This is a genomic window from Gluconobacter albidus (assembly GCF_002005485.1).
In the GTDB taxonomy this organism is placed as follows: Bacteria; Pseudomonadota; Alphaproteobacteria; order Acetobacterales; family Acetobacteraceae; genus Gluconobacter; species Gluconobacter albidus.
On record NZ_CP014689.1, the window covers coordinates 2,046,744 to 2,069,365 of the forward strand.

General features: G+C 60.9%; 22 protein-coding genes and 1 tRNA gene. 14 read left to right on the forward strand and 9 right to left on the reverse strand.

Annotation, left to right across the window (positions count from 1 at the left end):
• Positions 1 to 2: 2 nt before the first annotated feature.
• Genes ntrX through dusB form a run of 4 tightly spaced genes read right to left on the reverse strand, consistent with a single transcriptional unit; the run spans position 3 to position 5,657 of the window.
• Positions 3 to 1,415, reverse strand: a complete 1,413-nt coding sequence (gene ntrX, locus A0U94_RS09420; RefSeq protein WP_062028959.1) for a nitrogen assimilation response regulator NtrX — start codon at positions 1,413 to 1,415, stop codon at positions 3 to 5.
• A complete protein-coding gene (locus A0U94_RS09425; RefSeq protein WP_077803183.1) occupies positions 1,405 to 3,804 on the reverse strand; it encodes a sensor histidine kinase NtrY-like in 2,400 nt (799 codons plus the stop codon). Before A0U94_RS09425 ends, ntrX begins: the two co-directional genes overlap by 11 nt.
• Entirely contained in the window at positions 3,801 to 4,526 is a 726-nt protein-coding gene (locus A0U94_RS09430; RefSeq protein ID WP_077803184.1) for a sigma 54-interacting transcriptional regulator, read from the reverse strand. Before A0U94_RS09430 ends, A0U94_RS09425 begins: the two co-directional genes overlap by 4 nt.
• Before the next feature lie 15 nt (positions 4,527 to 4,541).
• On the reverse strand, positions 4,542 to 5,657 hold the full coding sequence (dusB, locus tag A0U94_RS09435) for a tRNA dihydrouridine synthase DusB (protein ID WP_062028953.1): 1,116 nt from the start codon (positions 5,655 to 5,657) through the stop codon (positions 4,542 to 4,544).
• 132 nt (positions 5,658 to 5,789) lie between these two features.
• Here dusB and A0U94_RS09440 point away from each other — a divergent pair, with 132 nt between their 5' ends.
• Both A0U94_RS09440 and A0U94_RS09445 read left to right on the forward strand, forming a co-directional pair.
• A complete protein-coding gene (locus A0U94_RS09440; protein WP_077803185.1) occupies positions 5,790 to 6,599 on the forward strand; it encodes an alpha/beta fold hydrolase in 810 nt (269 codons plus the stop codon).
• Between the two features lie 4 nt (positions 6,600 to 6,603).
• Positions 6,604 to 7,455, forward strand: coding sequence for a sugar phosphate isomerase/epimerase family protein (locus A0U94_RS09445; RefSeq protein WP_077803186.1), 852 nt, complete (start codon positions 6,604 to 6,606; stop codon positions 7,453 to 7,455).
• Between the two features lie 3 nt (positions 7,456 to 7,458).
• On the opposite strand, the gene A0U94_RS09450 is transcribed toward A0U94_RS09445, so the two are convergent.
• Positions 7,459 to 7,698 carry a hypothetical protein gene (locus A0U94_RS09450; protein ID WP_062028947.1) on the reverse strand — a complete coding sequence of 80 codons (240 nt, stop codon included), beginning with the start codon at positions 7,696 to 7,698 and terminating at the stop codon, positions 7,459 to 7,461.
• Positions 7,699 to 7,811: 113 nt separating this feature from the next.
• Here A0U94_RS09450 and A0U94_RS09455 point away from each other — a divergent pair, with 113 nt between their 5' ends.
• The 3 genes from A0U94_RS09455 (at position 7,812) to A0U94_RS09465 (ending at position 12,035) form a co-directional block, all read left to right on the forward strand.
• Complete coding sequence (locus A0U94_RS09455; RefSeq protein WP_077803187.1) at positions 7,812 to 8,885, forward strand: quinone-dependent dihydroorotate dehydrogenase; 1,074 nt, start codon at positions 7,812 to 7,814, stop codon at positions 8,883 to 8,885.
• Between the two features lie 144 nt (positions 8,886 to 9,029).
• Complete coding sequence (locus A0U94_RS09460) at positions 9,030 to 11,456, forward strand: DUF3772 domain-containing protein (protein WP_208611626.1); 2,427 nt, start codon at positions 9,030 to 9,032, stop codon at positions 11,454 to 11,456.
• A gap of 93 nt (positions 11,457 to 11,549) precedes the next feature.
• Positions 11,550 to 12,035: a hypothetical protein gene (locus A0U94_RS09465; protein ID WP_077803188.1), complete on the forward strand. Its 486-nt coding sequence runs from the start codon at positions 11,550 to 11,552 to the stop codon at positions 12,033 to 12,035.
• A gap of 48 nt (positions 12,036 to 12,083) precedes the next feature.
• Here A0U94_RS09465 and ubiM read toward each other — a convergent pair whose 3' ends face one another.
• Both ubiM and A0U94_RS09475 read right to left on the reverse strand, forming a co-directional pair.
• On the reverse strand, positions 12,084 to 13,268 hold the full coding sequence (ubiM, locus tag A0U94_RS09470) for a 5-demethoxyubiquinol-8 5-hydroxylase UbiM (protein WP_077803927.1): 1,185 nt from the start codon (positions 13,266 to 13,268) through the stop codon (positions 12,084 to 12,086).
• 4 nt (positions 13,269 to 13,272) lie between these two features.
• Positions 13,273 to 13,875: a nitroreductase family protein gene (locus tag A0U94_RS09475; protein WP_143412363.1), complete on the reverse strand. Its 603-nt coding sequence runs from the start codon at positions 13,873 to 13,875 to the stop codon at positions 13,273 to 13,275.
• Positions 13,876 to 14,086: 211 nt separating this feature from the next.
• Here A0U94_RS09475 and hisB point away from each other — a divergent pair, with 211 nt between their 5' ends.
• From hisB to A0U94_RS09515, 8 genes are all read left to right on the forward strand, one after another.
• Positions 14,087 to 14,683 carry an imidazoleglycerol-phosphate dehydratase HisB gene (gene hisB, locus A0U94_RS09480; RefSeq protein ID WP_062109909.1) on the forward strand — a complete coding sequence of 199 codons (597 nt, stop codon included), beginning with the start codon at positions 14,087 to 14,089 and terminating at the stop codon, positions 14,681 to 14,683.
• Entirely contained in the window at positions 14,680 to 15,081 is a 402-nt protein-coding gene (locus tag A0U94_RS09485; protein WP_077803189.1) for a hypothetical protein, read from the forward strand. The genes hisB and A0U94_RS09485 overlap by 4 nt, the downstream gene beginning before the upstream one ends.
• A complete protein-coding gene (hisH, locus tag A0U94_RS09490; protein WP_062028936.1) occupies positions 15,066 to 15,704 on the forward strand; it encodes an imidazole glycerol phosphate synthase subunit HisH in 639 nt (212 codons plus the stop codon). The genes A0U94_RS09485 and hisH overlap by 16 nt, the downstream gene beginning before the upstream one ends.
• On the forward strand, positions 15,701 to 17,059 hold the full coding sequence (gene hisA, locus A0U94_RS09495) for a 1-(5-phosphoribosyl)-5-[(5-phosphoribosylamino)methylideneamino]imidazole-4-carboxamide isomerase (protein ID WP_208611627.1): 1,359 nt from the start codon (positions 15,701 to 15,703) through the stop codon (positions 17,057 to 17,059). Before hisH ends, hisA begins: the two co-directional genes overlap by 4 nt.
• The gene (gene hisF, locus A0U94_RS09500; RefSeq protein ID WP_077803191.1) at positions 17,053 to 17,814 is read left to right on the forward strand and encodes an imidazole glycerol phosphate synthase subunit HisF; all 762 of its coding nucleotides are present in this window, start codon (positions 17,053 to 17,055) and stop codon (positions 17,812 to 17,814) included. The genes hisA and hisF overlap by 7 nt, the downstream gene beginning before the upstream one ends.
• A gap of 4 nt (positions 17,815 to 17,818) precedes the next feature.
• Positions 17,819 to 18,220, forward strand: coding sequence for a phosphoribosyl-ATP diphosphatase (locus A0U94_RS09505; RefSeq protein ID WP_062109905.1), 402 nt, complete (start codon positions 17,819 to 17,821; stop codon positions 18,218 to 18,220).
• 14 nt (positions 18,221 to 18,234) lie between these two features.
• On the forward strand, positions 18,235 to 18,603 hold the full coding sequence (locus A0U94_RS09510) for a histidine triad nucleotide-binding protein (RefSeq protein ID WP_077803192.1): 369 nt from the start codon (positions 18,235 to 18,237) through the stop codon (positions 18,601 to 18,603).
• Positions 18,604 to 18,651: 48 nt separating this feature from the next.
• Positions 18,652 to 18,727, forward strand: a tRNA-Glu gene (locus tag A0U94_RS09515).
• A 170-nt stretch (positions 18,728 to 18,897) separates the two neighbouring features.
• On the opposite strand, the gene A0U94_RS09520 is transcribed toward A0U94_RS09515, so the two are convergent.
• Positions 18,898 to 19,866, reverse strand: coding sequence for a carbon-nitrogen hydrolase family protein (locus A0U94_RS09520; protein ID WP_077803193.1), 969 nt, complete (start codon positions 19,864 to 19,866; stop codon positions 18,898 to 18,900).
• Between the two features lie 98 nt (positions 19,867 to 19,964).
• Here A0U94_RS09520 and A0U94_RS09525 point away from each other — a divergent pair, with 98 nt between their 5' ends.
• Positions 19,965 to 20,873, forward strand: a complete 909-nt coding sequence (locus A0U94_RS09525; protein WP_077803194.1) for a LysR substrate-binding domain-containing protein — start codon at positions 19,965 to 19,967, stop codon at positions 20,871 to 20,873.
• 17 nt (positions 20,874 to 20,890) lie between these two features.
• Here the strand turns inward: A0U94_RS09525 and A0U94_RS09530 are convergent, their stop codons facing one another.
• Entirely contained in the window at positions 20,891 to 22,306 is a 1,416-nt protein-coding gene (locus A0U94_RS09530; RefSeq protein ID WP_208611628.1) for an FAD-binding oxidoreductase, read from the reverse strand.
• Between the last annotated feature and the right edge of the window lie 316 nt (positions 22,307 to 22,622).

The window sequence follows — 22,622 nt, forward strand, 5'->3', positions numbered from 1 at the left end:
TTTCAACCACTCACTGGCGTGGACGACGCAGGCGCACGGTCTTCATTTGTCGTCACGCCAAGCTGCTTGAGCTTGCGATGGAGCGCACTGCGCTCCATGCAGACAAAACTGGCCGTACGACTGATATTGCCACCAAAGCGCATGAGCTGCACCTGAAGATACTGCGTCTCGAACAGGTCCCGTGCTTCACGCAGCGGCAGGCTCATGACATCCGCTCCCGAATTGAGGCGTGTCATGGACGGCGCGCCCTGACTGATGGTGGAGGGAAGCATGTCTGCCCGGATCGGATCATTGCCGGTCCCTGGCATCATGATCAGCAGCCGCTCCATCAGGTTGCGCAACTCCCGCACATTTCCCGGCCACTCATAGGATTGCAGCGCGGCAAGTGCATCGACCGACAGCTCCCGGACCGGCAGCCCGGAAGACTGGGCGCAGCGGTCAAGGAAGTGCCGCGCCAGACCCGGAATATCTTCGCGCCGTTCGCGCAGGGAGGGAATCCGTAGCGGCACGACCGCAAGGCGGTAATACAGGTCTTCCCGGAACCGGTGCGCGGCAATCTCGGACTGAAGGTCGCGGTTGGTGGTGGCGATGACCCGGATATCCACTTTCACCCGCGTATTGCCGCCCAGACGCTCGAAGGTCTGGTCCTGAAGCGCGCGGACAATTTTGCCCTGCGTTTCAGGCGGCATGTCCGCGACTTCATCAAGCAGGAGCGTTCCGCGATGGGCGCGCTCCAGCACGCCACGACGCATCGGCTGACCGTCTTCGCCCTCAAGGCCGAACAGTTCTTCTTCGAAGCGGTTGGGCGCCAGCGTCGCACAGTTCAGGGCAATGAACGGCCCTTCTGCCCGGCGCGAGCGCGCATGGATCATCCGCGCCGCCACTTCCTTGCCCGATCCGGCCGGACCGCTGATCAGCACACGGGAATTGGTGGGCGCAACACGCTCGATCTGGGCGCGGATGGCAGAAATGACGGCCCCCTCTCCCGAAAGGGTCGTTTCCGGGCCGGCCCTCAGGCGCAGTTCCGCATTCTCACGTTGCAGGCGCGCCGCTTCAAGCGCGCGCCGTACCACCACCAGCAGCCGGTCCGACTGGAAGGGTTTTTCGATAAAGTCATAGGCGCCAAGCTTGAGGCTCGACACTGCCGTCTCGATGGTGCCGTGACCCGAGATCATGAGCGTCGGCAGCCCAGGTTCCTCGGTCTGGAAAATCTTGAGCAGTTCGATTCCATCCAGCCGGGAGCCCTGAAGCCAGATGTCCAGAATCGCCAGAGACGGACGATGCGCGCGAAAGAGTTCAAGCGCCTGATCCGAGTTGGCGGCTGTCCGGGTTCTGTAGCCCTCATCGTTCAGAATGCCCTCGATGAGGAACCGGATGTCCGGTTCGTCATCGACGATCAGGATCTCATGTTCCATCTGCTGTCCTCATGGTCTGAAGGTCCGTTCCACCCGGGACATGGCTCTCCTGCTCCCATAACGGCAGGGACAGGGTGACGCGCGTTCCCCGCTGCCCGGATGTCGGGCCACGGGAAAGGTCTGGTTCCCGATCAGTGAGCTGAAGCATCCCGGAATGGTCCTCCATGATCTTCTTGACGATCGCAAGGCCGAGGCCGGTGCCCTTCGCCTTGTGGGTTACATAAGGCTCGGTCAGCCGGTGGCGTTCCACCGTCGGCAGGCCGATCCCGTCATCTTCTATGTCTAGCAGGACATGCCCGCCGTGAATGTGCAAGCCCACCACAATGTGTCCTATTGGCTGCACTACCTGTCCTGCGGGCTGTCCGGAGACATTTTCTCCCGGTTTTCCGCGGCCTGCCATGCTGATGGCATCAGCTGCATTCTGTAGCAGGTTTGTCAGTGCCTGTCCGATGAGTCGCCGGTCACAGCGCACGATCGGCCCTGACGGCGGCAGTCCGGCCGTCTCGAACACAATTTCGGGATGGGCATTTCTCTGGAGCACCAACGCCTCCCGACACAGCCGCGAGAAGTCCTCCGGCTGCATGACGGGCTGTGGCATCCGTGCAAAGGCGGAGAACTCGTCAACCATTCGCCCGATATCGCCGACCTGACGCACGATCGTATCGACAAGCTGCGTATAAGTCTCGGGATCGGAATGGATTTCCTTGAGGAAGCGCCGCTTCAGGCGCTCTGCCGCTAACTGGATCGGGGTCAGAGGATTCTTGATCTCGTGCGCCACCCGCCGGGCCACATCCGCCCAGGCGGCCTTGCGCTGGGCAGACTGAAGATCCGTGATGTCATCGAAGGTCACGACATAGCCCGCGACATCCTGCCCGCGCAGCTCTGCCACGACCCGGACAAGCAGCGTGCGGCCCGCACCCGCACCCCCACCCTCGCCCGGTCCACCTGGACGCTGCGCGCCTTCGGTATCCACCTGGATTTCAGCCGTATGAACGCGCTCCGGCGCCATGCGGGCCGCCTCCAGCAGAGCGGAGAACTCCGGCACGCGTTCCGTCAGTTTCCGGCCGATGGCGGGCTGAAGATCACGCTGGAGCACACTGGAGGCGGCGCGGTTCGGCAGTTCGATCACCTGAGCCCGATCCAGCCCGATCACGCCCGCCGAAACACCCGCAAGCACGGTTTCGGTAAAGCGGCGGCGCTCGTTGATCTGGTCATAGGCCTGCATCAGCTCGGAACGCTGGCTTTCGAGCTGGTCTGTCATGCTGTTGAACGCACGGGACAGCCCCGTCACCTCGTCATCCTTGTCTTCCCCCGCATCGTCGGGAACAGGAACGCGCACCCCGAGATCCCCTTTGGAAATCCGCTGGGCCGCCAGGATGAGAAGGCCCAGCGGATTGGCGATCCGGTTGGCCAGCGCCAGACCCGTCAGCATTCCCACCGCCAGAACCAGCAGGCCCATAAGCGCGAAAATGACCGCAAACAGGACCTGCGTCTTGCCACGATTGGCAATCAGCCGCTGGTAATCCGTAACCAGCGTGTCCGTCCGGCGCATGTGTTCGACGACATCCGGATCGACCGGACGGGTGATGACCAGCATGAGTCCCGAATTGCCGCCCAGCGCCACCACGGCGCGCACCTTGCGCTGATCCGGACGGTCAAGAATCACGGCCTCTCCATGCCGGGCCAGTTCCACGACCGATTTCGGCGGAAGGGGGGGCGCGGTGGACATATCGGCATCGCTGCCCAGAAGGCCACCGACAGCCAGCACCTTGGATGTCAGGGGATCGAAGACCTCCGCATCCGTCAGGCCCCGTTCCGTCACTTCGTCGTCCAGAAATTCCTGAAGACGCGCTGGGTCATGGAAAAGATCGGTGCCGCGCGAGAAAAGCTCGTCGTTCTGGACCGTGATCAGCGTGTTCGCGAGCGCGAAGGCCTCGGTCCGGGCATTGTCGTTATGCTCCTGCAGGTAGCCGACCGCGACCGATCGTGCCTCCGTCAGCGCATCGTTCACACGGTTGGAAAACCAGATTTCCACGCCATAATGGAAAAACAGCGTCGCCACCGCCCCCACGACGATGGTCGGGGCGACCGCCACGATGCCAAACAGCGTAATGAGCCGTACATGCAGACGCGCACCCGCCAGGCCGAGTCTGCGCTCGGCCACCATCCGCCCGATCTGCACCACGGCGGCAGCCGCAATCAGCATGAGCATGATGAAATCGAGCAGGAACACGATCGCCTGAACCTGCGGGCGATGCGCCAGAGACATGCCGCCTGACAGCACGACGAACGTGGCAAAAGCCAGCACAAGCGCCATAACCGTCAGAAGAACCGCCCCGTTGGCACTCGTCAGCCTTGCAAACAGGCGCCTCAGGGAACGAAATTTCACTCGTCGATGCCTTTCGGGATCGTGATGTCCAGTTCTCGGATACGCTTGCGCAGGGTGTTGCGGTTTACACCCAGAATGGCGGCGGCGCGCAACTGGTTGCCGCAGGTGCGACGCAGGACCATCGTAATCAGCGGCCGTTCGACTTCCCCCACCACGCAGGCATGCAGATCGCCCGCGCCGTTTTCCAGGTCACCCTCAAGATATTCGGACAAAGGCCGTTCCAGCGCCCGCTCCAGACCGCGGGGACGCGCCGTGCCCGTACCTGCCGCCAGACGACAGACCGCACTGATGCGTTCAGGCCCCATCCGCTGCGCCGACGGGAGTGCCGACAGCCACTGATGCAGTCCTGCCGCCAGACCACCCTGCCTTAGAAGCAGGAGCGGATCGTGACGGCTTCCGGCGATGACGCGCAGATCCGTCTGAGCAAGACAGTCCACGAACCGGTCCTGCATCGTAGGGCACAGACAGTCGATCTCGTCCAGCAGAAGGGTTCCACCCTGTGCCTGCTGGATCCAGCCCGCCTCGGCGCTCCCGAACAATGCCGCCTCGCGCAGTGCGCGCGGGGTAGCGGTTAGAGCCGCAACCACGAAAGGGCGCTGCGCGCGCGGGCTGTGGCTGTGCAGCCTGCGGGCCACGTCCTGCCGGTCCAGCCGGGAGGCCCCGTAAAGGAAAACCGGATGACAGCCCTGCTCGACCAGACCGGATACGGACGCTTCCGTCATGAACGGCGCATGATCTCAGGCCGCCTCACGCGTGCCATCGCGGCTCAGACTGCCGGCCGGCCCGGCTTCGCGGTTGCGGACAACACCGGCTTCAATATGACGGTCATAGAAGCCTTCAAGCAGCGCGATGGCTTCAGCGGCATTATCCACATTATTGATTGTAGAGCGGAACGTCGCAGACCCCGGCAGCCCGGCGGAATACCAGGACACATGCTTACGTGCGAGACGCAGACCCGGACGCTCGCCAAAATGGTCAAGCATCATGCGATAATGACGCAGGGCGATTTCTTTTTCCGTGGCCAGATCGGGATCCGGCACGTCTTCACCTGTCCGCAGGGACTGCGCCACCTGTGCCGTGAACCACGGGCGGCCATAGCAACCCCGCCCGATCATGACGCCATCGGCCTGAGACTGGTGTAGCGCCTCACGCGCATCGCGGATGGTGTTGATATCGCCATTGACGATAACCGGCAGCGACACCGCGTCCTTCACCGTTTTGACGAAACGCCAGTCCGCCGTGCCGTTATAGAACATCTGCCGGGTGCGACCGTGAACCGTCACAAGCCGGATCCCGCTCTCTTCCGCGATTTTTGCCAGACGCGGCGCATTGAGGGAGTTGTGGTCCCAGCCCATGCGCATCTTAAGCGTCACCGGCACATTCACGGCCCGCGCCGTGGCTTCCAGCAGCTTCCCGGCCAGAACCTCGTCGCGCATCAGTGCGGAGCCAGCCATCTGCCCGATCGCCACTTTCTTCACCGGACAGCCAAAATTGATGTCGATGAGGTTTGCCCCTCCATCGACCGAAATCTTCGCCGCCTGCGCCATGGCTTCGGGATCACAGCCGGCAAGCTGGACCGCATTGGGACCGCGCTCGGCCATCCGAGCCATACGCATGGTGTTTTCGTTCTCACGGATCATCGCCCAGGAGGCGATCATTTCCGATACGACAAGCCCTGCTCCCAGATCGCGCGCGAGCTGACGGAACGGCAGATCCGTCACCCCCGAGAGCGGGGCGAGAATCACCGGGTCCTCGATCACCACGCCCTGCCCCAGATCAATGGGTTTCAGAACACGGTTCGGAGGGGCGGTTTCAGGCGCGTCGGGCGTGACGGAAGGTGAGGAAACAGTCATGGCACTTCCAATTTACCGCCCTGCCCCCGCAAGCGCAAACGCTCCTTTGAACGCAACCCGCCTTACGGTCCGCGCGCTATGGCCTGTGACAGTTTCCACGCCCATCCGGCCAGTGCTTTTACGGAGAAGACCATGCCGCATATCACGACCAGTGACGGAATCCGCATCCATTACGAGGAACAGGGGCACGGACGGCCCATCGTCATGATTCATGGCTGGACGTTTTCAGGACGCTTCTTTCACCGCAATGTCGGCCCGATCTCCGAACAGGCCCGCGTCATCACTGTGGACCTGCGCGGCCACGGACGTTCGGAAAAACCATCCCATGGGTACAGGATCGCCCGTCTGGCCGCCGATCTGCGGGATCTGCTGGTAGCGCTGAACCTGCGGGACGTCACGGTTCTGGGCTGGTCGATTGGCTGTCCAGTCATCTGGTCGTATCTGGAACTGTTCGGATCAGAGCGCATCCGCAACGCCATATTCGTCCAGCAGACCCCGAAACAGTATTATTCTGCTGACTGGAAGCTCGGCCATGCCGACTGTTACGATCAGGCGGGCCTGACGGCCGTACAGCAGCAGCTGACCCTCACCCCGGAAGACTTCGACCTGGCCAATCTGGAAAACTGCATCTGTCATCCGATTGCGGACGAGGAAAAGGCCTTCTTGCTTCGGGAGATGGCGCAAAGTCCCGCACATGCCCGCAGCGCCATGATGGCCGATCACACCACGCAGGACTGGCGCGATGTCCTGCCGCGTTTCACGCTTCCGGCTCTGATGATGGTGGCCCGCAAGGACAAGGTCCTTAACCCGCAGGGTCCCGCCTGGGTCGCACAGCACATGCCCAACTGCCAGGGCGTAGACTTTACGGACAGTGCCCACATGGTCTTTCTCGATGAGACCGAAAAATTCAACCGCACCGTTCTCGACTTCATGAAGGGCTGATCCCATGACGACAATGCCCTTCAGCTTCGGCATGAACGAATTCACGACCCAGCCCTGGTCATTCGAGGAAGACGTAACCCGTTACTGCGCGCTTGACGTGGATGCGATCGAGATCTGCGAAGCCAAGCTCGATCCAAACCGCATCGAAGAACAGATGCGCCTTGTGAGAGAGAGCGGCCTGACCGTCAGTGCTGTGCAGCCTGCTGTGCGTACGTTTTTCGGCAGCGCCATGGTGCCCGAGCCCGGCGCACCCGAAGCCCGCGTTGAACGTCTGACCCGGAGCCTGAAAACCCTGGCCCCGCATGTGCCCGGCAGCGTTTTCGTCACCAATACCGGCGCCCCACCCAAGGGCAATATGCGCCGCACCATGGACGAGACAGTGCGCTATCTGCGTGACCTCTGCCCCCTTGCGGACGATCTGGGCGTCTCCCTGTCACTGGAACCGCTCAACCCGACCTCTGTAAACACCGAAAGTGCGATCTGGACCATCGAACAGGCGATGGACATCATCGACGGCGTCGGACACTCCGCCATGGGTCTGTGCCTGGATTACTGGAACATCTGGCAGCAGAAAGACGTCTGCGCGGCCATCCGGGCCGCAGGCCGGAAGATCAACGTCCTTCAGGTCAGCGACTGGCGCATACCCTGGTCCGCAGCGGACCGTCTGATCCCCGGCGATGGCTGCATTCCGCTTTATGAAATGCTGCATGCCACATGGGATGCAGGTTTTCGGGGCGCCTGCACTGTGGAGATCTTCTCATCCGGCGTGCCGGACAGCCTCTATGACCGTGACCTGAACGAAGTCATCCGCTTCTGCCGTGAAGGACTGAATCAGGCCTGGACCGGTACAGCCTGATTTTCATTCGGTCGGCCCGATTTCCTCGCGATGCCGCTTCAGACCATCCTGCGTGATGACGAAGCGTCCATCGTCTCGCAGTTCAGACAGCCCCAGCCGCTCCAGCCGCTCCAGACAGGGCTGGTCCTTCAAACCTGTCGGACGGCCCGTCGCGCCACAGAGCAGGAGCCGGTGCAGCGTCGAGCGGCAGCACGTCTCAAGGTAAGGCTCGTCATAGGATTCAGCGGTGAAGGCATTGGACATGCATTCGCGTCTATCGTGTCCCCACGCCACGGCCAAGACAAAACGACGTCACCCATCGTCCAGGGCTGTGAGGCAGGTGCTTCACAGTGCGGATTGGAGTATGGAAACAACTCATGATCGATCTCGGAACGCTCGTCACCCCTCTCCTGCACCGCTTCGACACCGAAACGGCGCATGAACTCGCCATTCACTCTCTCGCTCTTGGCCTCGGTGGCCAGGCTCCGAAAGACGTCCCGGCCCTCTCGACCCGCACGCTCGGCCTGCGCTTTCCCAACCCGATCGGCCTGGCCGCCGGGTTCGACAAGGACGCCCGCGCCATTCGCCCGCTTGCAAAGCTGGGCTTCGGGCATATCGAGGCCGGAACCGTGACGCCCCGCCCCCAGCCCGGCAATCCGGGCCCACGCCTGTTCCGGCTGGTCGAGGACGGCGCGATCATCAACCGCATGGGGTTCAATGGCTGCGGCGTGGACCGCTTCTGCCGACGTCTCGCCCGTCTGCACCGTCCGATGCCCAATGGCCGGATGCGCGGCCCGATTGTGCCGCTGGGTGTGAATATCGGCATCAACAAGACCGGCTCCGACCCGCTTCGGGATTATCCGGAACTTGTGGCCCGTGTGCGCCCGTATGCCGATTACATCACGATGAATCTGTCGTCGCCCAACACGCCGGGACTGCGGGATCTTCAGTCGGCGGCGATGCTGAAAGAACTTCTCGCGGCCATCAACACGCGCAATCCCGAACGGCCGCCGCTTCTGGTCAAGCTCGCGCCGGATCTGGATGACAGTTCCTACGAGCCGATCCTCGAGGCCGCCATCGAAGGCGGCGCGCAGGGTCTGATCCTGACCAACACAACCATCACCCGCCCCGGTACACTGCGCGATCCGGCAGCCCGCGAGACCGGTGGCCTGTCCGGACGGCCTCTGGCAGCCCGCTCTCGGGATGTGCTGCGGATTGTCTCGGGGCTGAACAAGGGCCGGCTGGCGCTGATTTCCTGCGGTGGCATTGAAACCGGAGAGGACATTCTGGCCCGCATCCGCATGGGCGCGGACATGGTGCAGATCTATTCGTCCTTCGTGCTTCAGGGCCCCGGCATCCTGAGCCGCATGAAACAGGAACTTCTGGACGCCATGCGCCGCGATGGCTTCGAGTCGATCGCAGATGCCCATGGGGTCGACTGGCAGGACTAAGCATTCAGGTCCTTCCCGGTTCGGGGCATCTTTCCTGATCCGGGAAAGGTGCCCTTTTCATATCCGTACTGTCCGCAGCAATCGAACCTCTGTCTCTGCAAACCGTTGAAAACCCATCAAGACACTGAACGGAACACCCGACGCATGACCACACGGCCTGCCGCGCGCGCCTTTTCATCTTTCAGCAGACAGCGGTCCGGAGCCGTTTGTGGACGTACTCTGGGTGTTCTGTTCGTCACTGTCGCGCTGGCATTTGCCGGACTGGCTCCCCCTATCGCACTCGCTGCGCCTCAGGCTGCTTCCGCCCCGGCAGTCGCCGCGCCTTCCAAAAAAGATGTTGGAAAAGATTCACAATCCGACCCCACCACGTCCGGTCTGGGATGGGCTGCGGTTTCCACCACCATTGCTCACCAGCTCGACGACAGCGCCACCACTCTACGGCAGGTCTTCGCCGTTCTGAACCGCAAGGACGAAAATACGGGCAACAGCGAGCTCGACAGCCTGTCGTCCCGGATCCAGAAGGTCCAGCAGAACACGCAGGACGCCGTCACGCAGATCCAGTCCTATGACAACATCACCGAATCTTTTCTGAAAATCCTCGGCACCAGCGCGGCGGAAAACGAAGATCCCTCCGTCACGGCACAGCGCCAGCGGATGCAGCAGAATGCGCAGTCCGTGAAATCGGCCCTGATCCGCGCCAGGCTCTATAACCTTCAGGCCCAGCAGCTCAACACGGCCATCAATGCGCGCCGCACACAGCTTCAGCATGCGGCACTGTCCGAACACACGGTTTCACCGCTGGCTCCGCGCTTCTGGAATACACTCCTGACCGAGCGCGCCGAAAACCACTCTTCGTTTCATCCGGGCGGTGTTCTGGCGGACTGGCTCCATCTCCTGATCGGCTGCGCGATCACCTTCGCGGTCATTGGCCTCAGCTCCCCCCTGATCCTGCGTCTGCTCAAGCGCTGTGGTGCCCATTTCCGCCCCGCTACCGAAGACAGCGTGAAAGAGGCTCTCTCCGCCAGCATCATTGCCATCACGCTCAATGGTGCGCTGGAAGCCCTGATCGCTACCCTGACATGGTTCATCTGGGCTGCGGCCACCCTGCCCGATGGTGGCGGCCCGATCGGTGCGATCATTGGCGAGACCGTTCCCGTCTGCGGCTTCATCATTGGCGCCGGTCTGCCAGTATTCGGACGGAGCGGCGTTCTGGCACAGGGCAATCCCGGTGAGCGCAAGGCGCTTCGGGGAGTGGACTGGATTCTGGCGATCAGCATTCTTCTTCTGGACCTGCTGCGTGCGTTTCAGGCTCAGGATGCTTTCGGCCCGACGCTTCAGATCCTGCTGGAAATTGTGTTCTCCATCGCCATCGGCCTGTGTGCCGTGGATACGTTCCGCCGACTGGGCAACCAGAACGATACGCGCGGCTTCGCGCCGTCCGCGCTAGGTGTGTCCAGCCTGCTTCTGACCGTCACGGTCATTTCCATCCTGCTGGGCTATGTGGCCTTCGCCTTCACGCTCAATGGCTGGCTGCTCTCGCTGGGCACGGGCGTGGCCATCGTGGCACTTCTGGGTCTGTGCTGGCGCGATGTTCTGGAGCGGCTGTTCTCGGAAGGTAGTTTCTTCAGCCTCCGCCTGATGCAGCTTGGCCTTCCCCAACCCCGCCTGTCGCAGATCGGAGTGATCCTTTCCGGGCTTGGAAATATCCTGCTGCTTCTGCTGCTGTTTTCCATTGCACAGACAGATGGCAGCTTCAGTGTCACGGACATCACCAACCGCCTCTGGCTGCTGTTCGTCGGCAACACCATCCACGGCGTAAAGATCTCTCTCGATACGGTCGTGCTGGTCATCGTGCTGGCCGTGGCCGCCTATTACATCATCCGTCAGACCCGAAGCTGGATCAGGGACCGTTTCTTCCCCACAACCCGCCTCGACATCGGCAGCCGGACGTCGATCCTCAGCATTTTCACCTATTGCTCGTGGATCCTCGTCGGCCTCGGCATTCTCTCCATCGCCGGGGTGTCCGTGCAGAACCTGACCTGGGTGGTCAGTGCCCTCTCGGTCGGTATCGGTTTTGGTCTGCAATCCATCGTGCAGAACTTCGTCTCCGGCGTTATTCTCATGGCCGAGCGGCCGGTGCGCGTTGGAGACATGGTTGAGATTGCCGGCACACGGGGCGATATCAAACGCATCAGCATCCGCGCGACCGATATCGGGCTGAGCGATGGCTCGACCATGATCGTTCCGAACTCCCAGTTCATCACGACAAGCGTCAAGAACGCCACGCTGAGCGGAGCAACGGGCAGCCTTACCCTGACATTTCAGGTGCCGGTGGCGACCCATCCGGAAAGGGCAAAATCCATGCTGCTGGAAGTTGCGGCACATCGCGACGAAGTCCTCGCGACACCTGCCCCAAAAGTTCGGGTCAGTGCCATTACCGCAGACAGTCTGACCCTGACCCTGAGTATCGCCCTCGCCTCCGCCCGGGACGCCAGCAGCGTGCAGGATGCCATTCTTTTTGACGTCTTCCGCCGGTTTCGTTCCGAAGGTATCGCCATCACGACAGCCTGATCAAAAATACAGGGCGGGACTCCGGGAAATACTCGATTTCTGGACGGACTGACCATAATGTCAGTCCGTCCAGAGAAATCAGGATTCAGACCGATGCCGTCTCCGACACAGATTCCCGGTGAAAAGTCAGGCGGACAGGTCTTTCATCTGCCTGTGCGCTCCAAAACGCTTTCCAGAGCGGAAGCAGCAGCCCATCTCGCGCTACCAGAACGCAGGATGAAGCTGCTGTCCCTTCTCGGCACGGGGCCTGCGCACACGCAGGGTCCTGATGGCAGAATTGCCTATCGCCGGGAGGATCTGGAACTCTATCTTACGGCCCTGCACGAAAAAGCCGATATTTCCGGGACTGAAATGACGCGCCGCCGGGCACAGGCGGCGCCCAGCCGTCAACGCGCGCTGGAGCTCGTGCAGATCAACAGCAAAACCGGATTTCCCGATCCTGACCCGTTCATGATGCTGGCCACCGGCGCAGATGCCCGTCACCACGCCTGTTTTTTCGTCATCAAGGTCATGGCGCTGTTCGGGCTGATCATGCTCTGCATTTCGTCCACCCCGCTGCTGCGGGCGCATTTCAACTGACGAATCCTTCAGACTCTCCCCTGCCGCCTTCAGAAGGCGACAGGAGTTTCAGCCATGACGGTCCATCAGCATGTTCGTCACGGCTGCCTTGAAGGGCAGAAGACGGTTGGCCACCGCAAGCCCGGCCCGGCGCGCCATGAGGAACGGAGCTTCGTCGCGGGTGTAAACGGTTGCAATCGCATTGGTGGCCGCAAAAAGCGGCGCCGTGGCCAGACGATGCGTGCGTTCGAAACGAGACAGAACGGATGGGTCCCCCGCATCGCCCGGGCCATCCGCAATCGCCTTGGCCAGAACCTCCTGCCCCTTGAGGCCAAGATTGAACCCGTGCGCCGTAATCGGGTGCATCCCCACCGCGGCATCCCCGATCAGGGCCAGACGCGGCGCCTGAAAGCGATGGGCGTAAACGGCTTTGAGCGGATAGACGCAGCGCGCGCTCTCCAGCGTCATTGGCCCCATACGGCCCTGCGTACGGGCGGTGATATCTTCGCTGAAGGCCTTCCCATCGAGCGCCTTGAGACGCGCGATCTCGTCCGGCTCCAGCGTCAGAACCAGCGACGAACAGGAGCCCGGACGTTCATCTGCTGCGACCGGCAGAAGAGCAATCGTCTGCCCTTCATCAAACCACTGAAGCGCCGTATTGGCATGCGGCTCGGGATGCCGCATCCGGCAGACCATGATGTTGCGCTGGAAATCGTGAACGATCGCCCCGATCCCGGCTTCGGTCCGCAGGCGTGAAAAACGCCCGTCTGCCGCGATCAGCAGATCAGCCTCAAGACGCTCGCCATTGGCCAGAACAACGCCTGCCGAGCGCGTATCGTGCCAGGAACTGGCAATGCCTTCTCCGGCCTTGATCTTCACGCCGGGCATCCGCGACACCACGCGATACAGCGCCCGCCGGATCAGATGGTTCGCCACCATATGTCCGAGCGCATCGGGGCCATCGGCTGGCGCATCGAACAGAAGCGGCGGATTTCCCGTGTTTCCGGTCTCAATCCGGGCCGTATACATCGGACAGATGCTGCCAGCGGGGATTTCATCCCATGCCCCGACGGCCTTCAGCCATTCCGAGGCATGATGTGTCAGCGCGATTTCCCGCCCGTCAAAAGGCGGATCGGCCAACACATCCACAGATGACCGCTCGACAAGGCAGACCCTGCGTCCGTCCCGCGCCAGTGAGAGAGCCGCAGCCAGCCCGACCGGACCACCACCGGCAATAAGAACGTCGTAACGCATCAGCTCAGCCGGCATCCGCGGCGAACTTGATGGCGTCTCCCTTCCAGACCGCCATGTAATCGTCGACTTCAGGACGTTTGCGCTCATCCGAATGCTTTGCGGGCGTTCCGACGAACAGGAAACCGGCCAGACGATGCGGCTCGGGCAGCCCGAGCGACTCAAGAAGTACGCGGTCCTCGCAGAATGGACCCGTCACCCACATGCCGCCGAATCCGGACGCATGGAGCGCGTTCAGGACGTTCATCGCCCCTGCCGCCACAGCCATTTCCTGTTCGATGACCGGGATTTTTCCTTCCGGCTTAAGATGCATCCCGAGTGCGATGATCATTGGCATATTGGAAAAGCGGTGATGGCGCTTGGTCTTCTTGGCCTCGGGCGCATCAGGCTCCTGCCGCCCCATCGCTTCCACCACGAGATCGGCAAAGGCCTCGCGATGCTTGCCCTTGATCACCGTATATCGCCAGGGCCGCATCTTCCCGTGATCCGGGGCCCGCAGACCTGCGGAAAGAATGGTGCGGAGGTCATCCCCCTTCGGTGGAGGCTCGACGAGATGGTCCGTCGAGGCGCGGGAGAGAAGGACGTCGAGGGGAGAATGATGATGTGCCATAATCAGGAAATATGGGCCTATCTCTCCTCCCCGCCAAGGGCAATTTCCTGACACGGCCCACTTCAAGGAAACGTGACGCCCTCTCGCACCGTTTCCTCCGGGAACACCCTTTCCCCAATCCCGCTTTTTCTTTCTGCGTCCGTACGGATTCTGCACTCATGTTGGCTGGACAACGTGGAAATCCGCGCCATGCTGGTGTAGCAGGGATGTCATGAACGACATCCGCCACGCCAGCCTCCATCGCGCCACCAGCGAAACCGACATCACCCTTGCCCTCACGCTCGACGGCGAAGGCCGCTCCGACGTGGACAGTGGCATCGGCTTTTTCGATCACATGCTGACGGCGCTGGCCAAACATGGCGGCTTCAACCTTGACCTGAAGGCCAGGGGAGACCTGCATATCGACGGGCATCATACTGTCGAGGATGTCGGCATCGTTTTCGGGCAGGCCTTCCGTCAGGCCATCGGCGACAAGCGCGGTATTGAGCGTTTCGGCCATGCCCTCGTCCCGCTGGACGAAGCCCTGTGCGAAGCCGTGGTGGATATTTCCGGCCGTCCCTATCTCGCATGGAATGTCGTCTTCCCCCGCGAGAAGATCGGCACGATGGACACGGAACTGTTTGAAGAATTTTTCCGCGCCTTCGCCATGTCTGCCCATATCGCCCTGCATCTGACCTGCAAGGCCGGCACAAACGCCCATCACATCGCCGAAAGCGGCTTCAAGGCCGTTGCCCGTGCCCTGAAGGTGGCGGTCTCGCATGATCCGCGTTCGGCGGGAGCCATTCCCTCCACCAAGGGCGTGCTGTGAAGCTCTACATTCCCTGCACAAAGCCCGGTGCTTCCGGCCCGCAGATGCCCGTTATGGTGCAGGACGGCTTTTCATGGCGCGTCCTGTTTTTCGGCTGGTTTGGTCTGCTGACCTATGGCGCATGGATTTCCGCCCTTCTGGCCGCCGCCGTGACGATGATCCTGCTGCATGTCCTGAAAGGATTCTGGTCCCGGCTGGACCTGATCGTGGCCATCCACGCCGTGCTCGCCAGCTTCACGGCTGAGATCCGTCTGTGGGAACAGCGCCTGAACGGCCGCGTCCCCGGCACGCCCATCGCCGCCCCCAGCCGAGACATCGCGCTCCTGCGCTGGATGGACCAGCAGCAATACGCCCCTTCCTACGGCACATCCCCGGAGTTTCCATGCGCGTCGTCGTAATTGACTACAATGGCGGAAATCTCGCCTCGGCCGCACAGGCTGCCCGCAAGGCCGCGACGCGCAAGGGAATCGAGGCCGATGTCGTCATCTCCCGCGACGCAGACGACATCCTCACCGCAGACCGCCTGATCCTCCCCGGTCAGGGCGCATTCGCGGACTGCGCGCAGGGTCTCGGCCCGGAACTACGCACCATGCTGGAAACCGCAACCGCCAATGGTACGCCGTTTCTCGGCATCTGCGTCGGCATGCAGCTTATGTGCGAATATGGCCTCGAACATGGCCGCACCGAAGGACTGGGCTGGATTTCCGGCAATATCCGTCGCATGGATGAAGCCGCCAGTGCGGGCCTGCGCCTGCCGCATATGGGCTGGAACACGCTGGACTTCACGCCCGGCGCGCATCTGCTGACGGACGGTCTCACGCCTGGCAATCACGGTTATTTCGTTCACTCCTATGCCCTGCATGACGGGACGGACAGCGATCTGGTCGCCACCGCGCAGTACGGCACGCAGGTTCCGGCCATCGTCGCTCGCGGGAACCGCTGCGGCACGCAGTTCCACGTTGAAAAAAGCCAGGATGTCGGCCTGACCATCCTCGGCAACTTCCTGCGGTGGACTTCATGACGATCACCTGCGAACGGGTCGTCTCGTCGCTATCACCCGAAGATCTGGATGCCCTGATCGAAGCGACATCGGCCGGCATTCTGGACGGCGGCGGCTTCGGCTGGCTCCAGCCTCCCGGCCCGCAGGCTCTGGCGCGCTATTTCGAAGGGCTGCTGCTCGTGCCGGAGCGCAGCTTCTACATCGTGCGCGAAAATGGTGTGATCTGCGGCGCGGGGCAGCTTGTGCGTCCCCCTGCAAGTTATGAAGCCCATGCGGCAACCGCCAACCTGACCGGCTTTTTCGTGGCGCCCTATGCCCGAGGCCGCGGTCTCGGGCGCGCGCTTCTGGAAGCCATGCTCAAGGGCGCAAAGGCCATTGGCTGCAAGGTTGTAAACTGCGACATCCGCGAAACGCATGTCGCCGCTATCGGGCTGTTCCGGTCATTCGAATTCGAACACTGGGGCACGCATCCTTATTATGCACGGATCGGAGGGCAGACGGTGCGCGGACTTTTTCTCTCAAAACTTCTGGCAAACGAGAACGAGGCCGCCCGCTGGCAGTCCAGCATCGCCATGCCTGACGCCAGTGGTTCCGCACCCGATGCGCTCGCCGAACCGGAAGCGCACGCTCCGGCACACGGCCTGACGCTCTATCCTGCCATCGACCTCAAGGACGGCGCCTGCGTCCGCCTGCGCCGCGGGGAAATGGAAGATGCCACCCATTATTCCGACGATCCCGGGGCACAGGCCCGTCTGTTCGCCGAGGCCGGGTGCCGTCACATCCATGTCGTGGATCTGAACGGTGCCTTTGCTGGCCGCTCCACCAATATTCCGGCCATTGAATCCATCGTGAAGGCTACAAGCCTTCCCGTACAGCTCGGCGGTGGCATCCGGGATATGGCTGCGATTGAACGCTGGCTCGAAGCGGGCGTCTCCCGCGTCATTCTCGGCTCCGTGGCCGTCAAGGACCCCGAACTGGTTCGTCAGGCCGCCCGTGCTTTCCCGGGGCGCATCGTCGCTGGCATCGACGCCCGACAGGGCCGCGTCGCCACCGAAGGCTGGGCAGAAGTCTCCGAACTCGAAGCCAACGACCTTGCTTTGCGCATGGAAGATGCCGGTGTCGCCGCTGTGATCTTCACCGAGATCACCCGCGACGGCATGCTGGCCGGGCTGGATCTGGAACAGACCGCCGACATGGCCCGCCGCCTGTCCATTCCCGTCATCGCCAGCGGCGGGGTCGGCAATCTGGAGCATCTCAAGGCCCTGCGCGACATCGCACGGGACGTTCCAGGCATTTCCGGTGCCATTGTCGGTCGCGCCCTCTATGATGGTCGCATCGCGCTCAAAGACGCCCTGGACGTCCTCGGATCATGCTGAAACTGCGCGTCATCCCCTGTCTGGACGTCAAGGACGGACGTGTCGTTAAAGGCGTGAACTTCGTCTCCCTGCGCGATGCGGGCGATCCGGTCGAACAGGCCAAGCTCTATGACGCTGCCGGCGCTGACGAACTGACCTTTCTCGACATCACGGCCAGCGTCGAAAACCGGGACACCATCCTTGATGTCGTCCGCCGCACGGCCAAGGCTATCTGCCTCCCCCTGACCGTGGGTGGAGGGGTGCGCACCTGTGAAGACATGCGCCGCCTCCTGCTGGCCGGTGCCGATAAATGCGCCGTCAACTCGGCCGCCATCAAAAATCCGGCCCTGATCCGCGAAGCTTCTGAACGCTTCGGCAGCCAGTGCATTGTCGTCGCCATCGACGCACGATCCAATGGACAGGGCGGATGGGAAGTCTATGCCAAGGGCGGCCGCGAACCCACGGGGCTGGATGTCGTGGAATGGGCGCGGAAAATGCAGGATCTGGGCGCAGGCGAAATCCTGCTCACCAGCATGGACCGCGACGGCACCCGCGCAGGCTTTGACCTCGACCTTCTGCGCGCGGTCTGCAACGCCGTGACAGTTCCGGTCGTCGCTTCTGGTGGTGTGGGCGAATTACAGCATTTCGTGGAAGGTGCAGAAGTTGGCGCAAGTGGCCTTCTGGCGGCAAGTGTGTTCCACTTCGGCCAGTTCCGGATTGATGAAGTCAAGAACGCGCTGAACAAGGCCGGCCTGCCGGTCAGGCTTGGAGAATAAGATCATGGGTAAACCCGCCACCAAACCGGCTCCAAAGCCTTCGAAACAGCAGGACGATAAAAAGTCTGATGCCCTGCAGGAACAGGTCCTCCAGCGCCTCTATGACACGGTTCAGTCCCGTCGTGGCACTGATCCGTCGCTTAGCCATTCCGCGCGCCTGATGTCCCGCGGCCGCAACAAGATCGCCCAGAAATTCGGCGAAGAAGCCGTGGAATGCCTGATCGAAGCCGTCAACGGCAACCGCAAGGAACTGATCGGGGAAAGCGCGGACGTGCTGTACCACCTGATCGTCATGTGGGTGGACGCAGGCGTCTCACCCGAAGACGTCTGGACAGAGCTCAAGCGCCGCGAAGGCACGAGCGGCATTGCAGAAAAAGCAGCTCGTCCCAAGGAAAAGCTCGGCTGAGCAGGAGCCCGACCATGACATACGATCCCGGCAATATCTTCGCCCGCATCCTACGCAGAGAAATTCCAGCGCGTACCGTTTATGAAGACGACTTCGCCCTCGCCTTCCACGACATCGCCCCGCAGGCTCCGATCCACGTTCTGGTCATCCCCAAGGGCCCTTACGTTTCCATTGCCGATTTCAGTGCGACAGCCTCTGCGGAAGAAATCACGGGCTTCTGGCGCGCGGTCTCAAAAATCGCTGAAGAACAGGGCCTGACCCACGAAGGTTTTCGACTCATCAGCAATTCCGGCCCCAATTCCGGACAGGAAGTTCCCCATTTCCATGTCCATCTCTTCGGCGGAAAAAGCCTGGGCCCCCTCCTGACACAAAAAACTTCCTAAATAATGCTTGCCAAGATCCGAAGGGCCTCCTATTAAGCCCTTCGCCTCGTCCCATTCGTCTAGAGGCCTAGGACACTGCCCTCTCACGGCGGCAACAGGGGTTCGAATCCCCTATGGGACACCATCTGATTTATTGCAGTCTTGTGCAAATTTCACAGATGATTAAGCGGCAGGTCAACTTTTAAAATATTGGGTTATTCCTGAAATAATCGGGAAAATACGGGCTCTGATTCAGGCCTTTACGACATATAACCATCCGCTGAACTGCGTCGGCATCACGGACGGCAGGTGAATTTATTCGGGAGTTTCTTTAAAAACGGACGAAGTATTCACTGACTCAGAGAATACTACAGGACGATGCGGGCTATCGTTAACCCGCAGGCTGAAGACGTCAGGGCGTGCATAATGGCCGGCAACGTCGAGATCGTATTTGCCGCGGATCACGTCGTCCAGATCAATATCGGCCGTAAGGATGGCTTCGCGATCATAGATTGGTCCGGCAATGATTTCCCCGAGCGGACTGACGATCACGCTGCCGCCACGAATGAGCACGGTCTCCGGGTCATTGCCCTGATGGCAGGTATAATTTTCTGGCGCGTCGGCGCGCGTCATGTACTGACAGGCGCTGAGAACAAACGTCCGCCCCTCATAGGCAATATGCCGCATTGAAGCCTGCCAGATGTCGCGCTCGTCCACCGTGGGCGCGCACCAGAGATTGATGCCCCGTGCATACATGCTCTGACGCAGGTCTGGCATATAATTTTCCCAGCAGATTGCAGCTCCTATCCGCCCGATATCCGTATCGAAGACTGGAATGGTCGAACCGTCCCCCTGCCCCCAGACCAGCCTTTCGGTTCCGGTCGGCATCAGCTTGCGATGTTTGCCCAGAAGATTTCCGTCAGGCCCGAAAAAAAGCGCCGTACAGTAAAGTGTGGCGCCGTCACGCTCGATGACACCAACGACAAGATGTGCCTTCATTTTCGCTGCGAAAGAGCCGATCCGCGCTGTTTCTACCCCTGGCACATCAATTGCCGCTTTCCAGTAGCGCAGATAGTCCTCACGCCCTTCCGGGAAACGACTGCCCAGAACAGCGCCAAAATTTAGCCCCTTTGGATAGCCGCCGACATACGCCTCCGGAAAGACTGCAAGCTCAACGCCCTGTGCCCCAGCAGCTTCGCAATGGGCTTCCATCCGATCCAGTGTGCGCGGGGTGTCGAATAGACTGGTTCCTGCCTGAATGACGGCGACGCGACGCTGACTCATGTCCGGATCTCTTATGGAGGTGGTGGATTGCAATGGCGGAGAGAGTGGACTTCCCTGCATTATCGGGCAAATTGATTGTTTTGATAGTCAAAATCACCATGGTCGATATTTCACGCCTTGATTTCAATCTGGCCACCACCTTTCTCGCACTCTGGGAAGAACGCAGCGTTTCCAGAGCGGCACACCGATTGTCCCTGAGCCAGTCGGCTGTCAGTGCTTCTCTGGCGCGCCTGCGGGAAGCGGCAGATGATCCCTTGTTCGTCCGTACGCGTGAGGGCATGCAGCCCACCCTCCGGGCGATTGCCATGGCAGAGCCACTTCAGGACGGAGTGGCCCGGATCCATACAGCGTTCTCGACCGTCACGGCATTTGATCCGGCAACCAGCCGACAGCATTTTTCCTTGGGAATGTCAGACGATTTCCAGATCGCAATCGGCCCACTGATCGCAAGGCGGCTGGCAGCGGAAGCGCCCCGTATTTCAGTAACATTCAGGCAGGCCAACAGACACCGGGTCGAGGCGCTTTTCGCAGCGGGCGAAATCGACTTTGCCCTGGTTGCACAGCCAAACGTGCGTTCCGGATTACAGCAGCAGGAGATCGGACAGTCCGGTTATGCCTGTCTGCTTGATCCGATCGCCTGTGGCCTTACACTTCCACTGCGTCTCGAAGATTATCTGGCTCTGCCACATCTTCTGGTGTCGTTTTCAGGCCGCGAGGGCATTGTAGATCATGTCCTGAAGAAGCTTGGCCTGTCGCGACGGGTACAAACGGCTTTAACGCATTTCTCTGCACTACCACCATTCCTGACCGGGACGCGCGCTGTTGCCACACTACCAGTGCACGCCGCCCGGAGTCTTGCTGCTGTTTCGGGCCTTACGGTCTGCGCGGCGCCCATTGATCTGGGGGAATATTCCGTGTCGTTACTCTGGCAGCGTACGGCAGATAATCCCTGGATACGTCAGATCATCCGCGACGCTTTCGCACAGTTTCGGAAAACAGAAAATTAACCCGTCCGGGGAGCGGACTATCCCACGTTCACACCCGGCAGGGTCTTGCCGGGATTCAGGATATTTCCAGGATCAAAAGCCGCCTTGATCGCCCGCATCATATCAAGAGCCACAGTGTTTTTGTGCCGCGCCATGGATGGCAGCTTGCAAAGACCGATCCCATGTTCTGCCGAGAATGTCCCGTCCATTTCCACTGCAAGAGCATCAATGGCTGCACGCAAGGCCGCTTCGACTGCGGGGTCACTTCCTGAGGGCCACACCGTATAATGGATGTTTCCGTCACCAAAATGCGCGACGGCAATGTCCGTAAATCCGGGATCTATTGCAGCCATGATTTCCGGAATACGGTCGAGGTAGTCTGCAATCCGATCCAGCGAAACGGCAACATCAGTATCAATGACGGGATGGCGTTGAAAGGCGAGTTCTGCGGCGGCCTCCCGGAGCGCCCACATTTCCTGACGCTGTGTGTCACTCTGGGCGACAACGGCATCCACCAGTATCCCCCTCTCCAGAGCATCAGCCAGAACTGTCTCCAGAATCTCCCCTAGCTCCTCGTTCCGCACAGTCGCCAGTTCCACAAGAAGAACCGCAGGATAGGAGACATCGAAAAACCGGCGGCCCGCCGGCACGAGGGCCTCATATCCGGCAACGTAACTGCGGGACATGAACTCATAGGCCGTCACGGCATTGCCAGAAGCATCCTGGAAAGCATTCAGCAATGCAGGTGCTACGCTCAGATCCTCAAGCGCAACCAGCGCCGTTGCATGAAACAGCGGTCGACGATGCAGTTTCAGGATGGCCGCAGTAATGATCCCGAGTTGCCCTTCTGCTCCGATGATGAGATCACGTAGATCGAAACCGGAATTGTCTTTCTTCAGGGCCGTCATCAGATCAAGGACAGAGCCGTCCGGAAGCACAACTTCAAGCCCCAGACAAAGATCGCGCACGTTGCCGTAACGCAGGACATTCGCACCCCCCGCATTGGTGGAGAGCACGCCCCCAATCATCGCAGAACCCGCCGCTCCAAACGCAAGCGGAAACGTCAAACCGTGCTGAGCGGCAGCGGAATCAAGCGCCGCTACAATGACGCCGGCTTCGACAATGGCCACACGGGCATCATTCCTGATCTCGCGGATCCTGTTCATCCGTTCGATGGAAACCAGGATGGCCTCCGGTCCATAAGCTCCGCCATTGAGGCCGGTATTGCCGGCGATCGGAACGACCGGAACATGATACTGGCCTGCAAGACGCAGGATCGCGGCGACCTCCTCACGATTTGCGGGACGGACAACGGCCAGAGGCTGTCCCTCGAACTGGCCTGTCCAATCCCGTGACCAGCGCTCCGTTGCAGACCCCGCGAAGACCTGATCCACCCCGACAATCGCCTGCAATCCGGCATGGATCGCCTCTATCCGGTTATCCATTTCCATCATCACTCCTGTCCTGACCTGACATTCAGCCGCATGCGATCCCCGGTTTCTGGGAGAGTCCTCAGATATTGGCCTGACACATCAAAGACAGCACGGAAACGGCCGCCTCCCACTGCTGTCACTTCCGTGTCCGCATCATCTTCCTGGAACGCAATCATCCCGGATCGTTACAACCGGGAACTTTCTTATAGTCAGCCTTCCCCTAGTCTCAAGGGGTATAATAAAAATAAATACCAACCGGTCCAATTCTGATTATCATGATAGATTTAGAGCAAGATTCTGCTGTTTGCATCGCTTATCGTTTCTGTATCACACCAAA

Coding starts and splice junctions, on each gene's coding strand:
- ntrX (WP_062028959.1), bottom strand. CDS start 1,415: ATGGAACATGAGATCCTGATCGTCGATGACGAACCGGACATCCGGTTC.
- A0U94_RS09430 (WP_077803184.1), bottom strand. CDS start 4,526: ATGACGGAAGCGTCCGTATCCGGTCTGGTCGAGCAGGGCTGTCATCCG.
- dusB (WP_062028953.1), bottom strand. CDS start 5,657: ATGACTGTTTCCTCACCTTCCGTCACGCCCGACGCGCCTGAAACCGCC.
- A0U94_RS09440 (WP_077803185.1), top strand. CDS start 5,790: ATGCCGCATATCACGACCAGTGACGGAATCCGCATCCATTACGAGGAA.
- A0U94_RS09445 (WP_077803186.1), top strand. CDS start 6,604: ATGACGACAATGCCCTTCAGCTTCGGCATGAACGAATTCACGACCCAG.
- A0U94_RS09450 (WP_062028947.1), bottom strand. CDS start 7,698: ATGTCCAATGCCTTCACCGCTGAATCCTATGACGAGCCTTACCTTGAG.
- A0U94_RS09455 (WP_077803187.1), top strand. CDS start 7,812: ATGATCGATCTCGGAACGCTCGTCACCCCTCTCCTGCACCGCTTCGAC.
- A0U94_RS09460 (WP_208611626.1), top strand. CDS start 9,030: ATGACCACACGGCCTGCCGCGCGCGCCTTTTCATCTTTCAGCAGACAG.
- A0U94_RS09465 (WP_077803188.1), top strand. CDS start 11,550: ATGCCGTCTCCGACACAGATTCCCGGTGAAAAGTCAGGCGGACAGGTC.
- ubiM (WP_077803927.1), bottom strand. CDS start 13,268: ATGCGTTACGACGTTCTTATTGCCGGTGGTGGTCCGGTCGGGCTGGCT.
- A0U94_RS09475 (WP_143412363.1), bottom strand. CDS start 13,875: ATGGCACATCATCATTCTCCCCTCGACGTCCTTCTCTCCCGCGCCTCG.
- hisB (WP_062109909.1), top strand. CDS start 14,087: ATGAACGACATCCGCCACGCCAGCCTCCATCGCGCCACCAGCGAAACC.
- hisH (WP_062028936.1), top strand. CDS start 15,066: ATGCGCGTCGTCGTAATTGACTACAATGGCGGAAATCTCGCCTCGGCC.
- hisA (WP_208611627.1), top strand. CDS start 15,701: ATGACGATCACCTGCGAACGGGTCGTCTCGTCGCTATCACCCGAAGAT.
- hisF (WP_077803191.1), top strand. CDS start 17,053: ATGCTGAAACTGCGCGTCATCCCCTGTCTGGACGTCAAGGACGGACGT.
- A0U94_RS09505 (WP_062109905.1), top strand. CDS start 17,819: ATGGGTAAACCCGCCACCAAACCGGCTCCAAAGCCTTCGAAACAGCAG.
- A0U94_RS09510 (WP_077803192.1), top strand. CDS start 18,235: ATGACATACGATCCCGGCAATATCTTCGCCCGCATCCTACGCAGAGAA.
- A0U94_RS09520 (WP_077803193.1), bottom strand. CDS start 19,866: ATGAGTCAGCGTCGCGTCGCCGTCATTCAGGCAGGAACCAGTCTATTC.
- A0U94_RS09525 (WP_077803194.1), top strand. CDS start 19,965: ATGGTCGATATTTCACGCCTTGATTTCAATCTGGCCACCACCTTTCTC.
- A0U94_RS09530 (WP_208611628.1), bottom strand. CDS start 22,306: ATGATGGAAATGGATAACCGGATAGAGGCGATCCATGCCGGATTGCAG.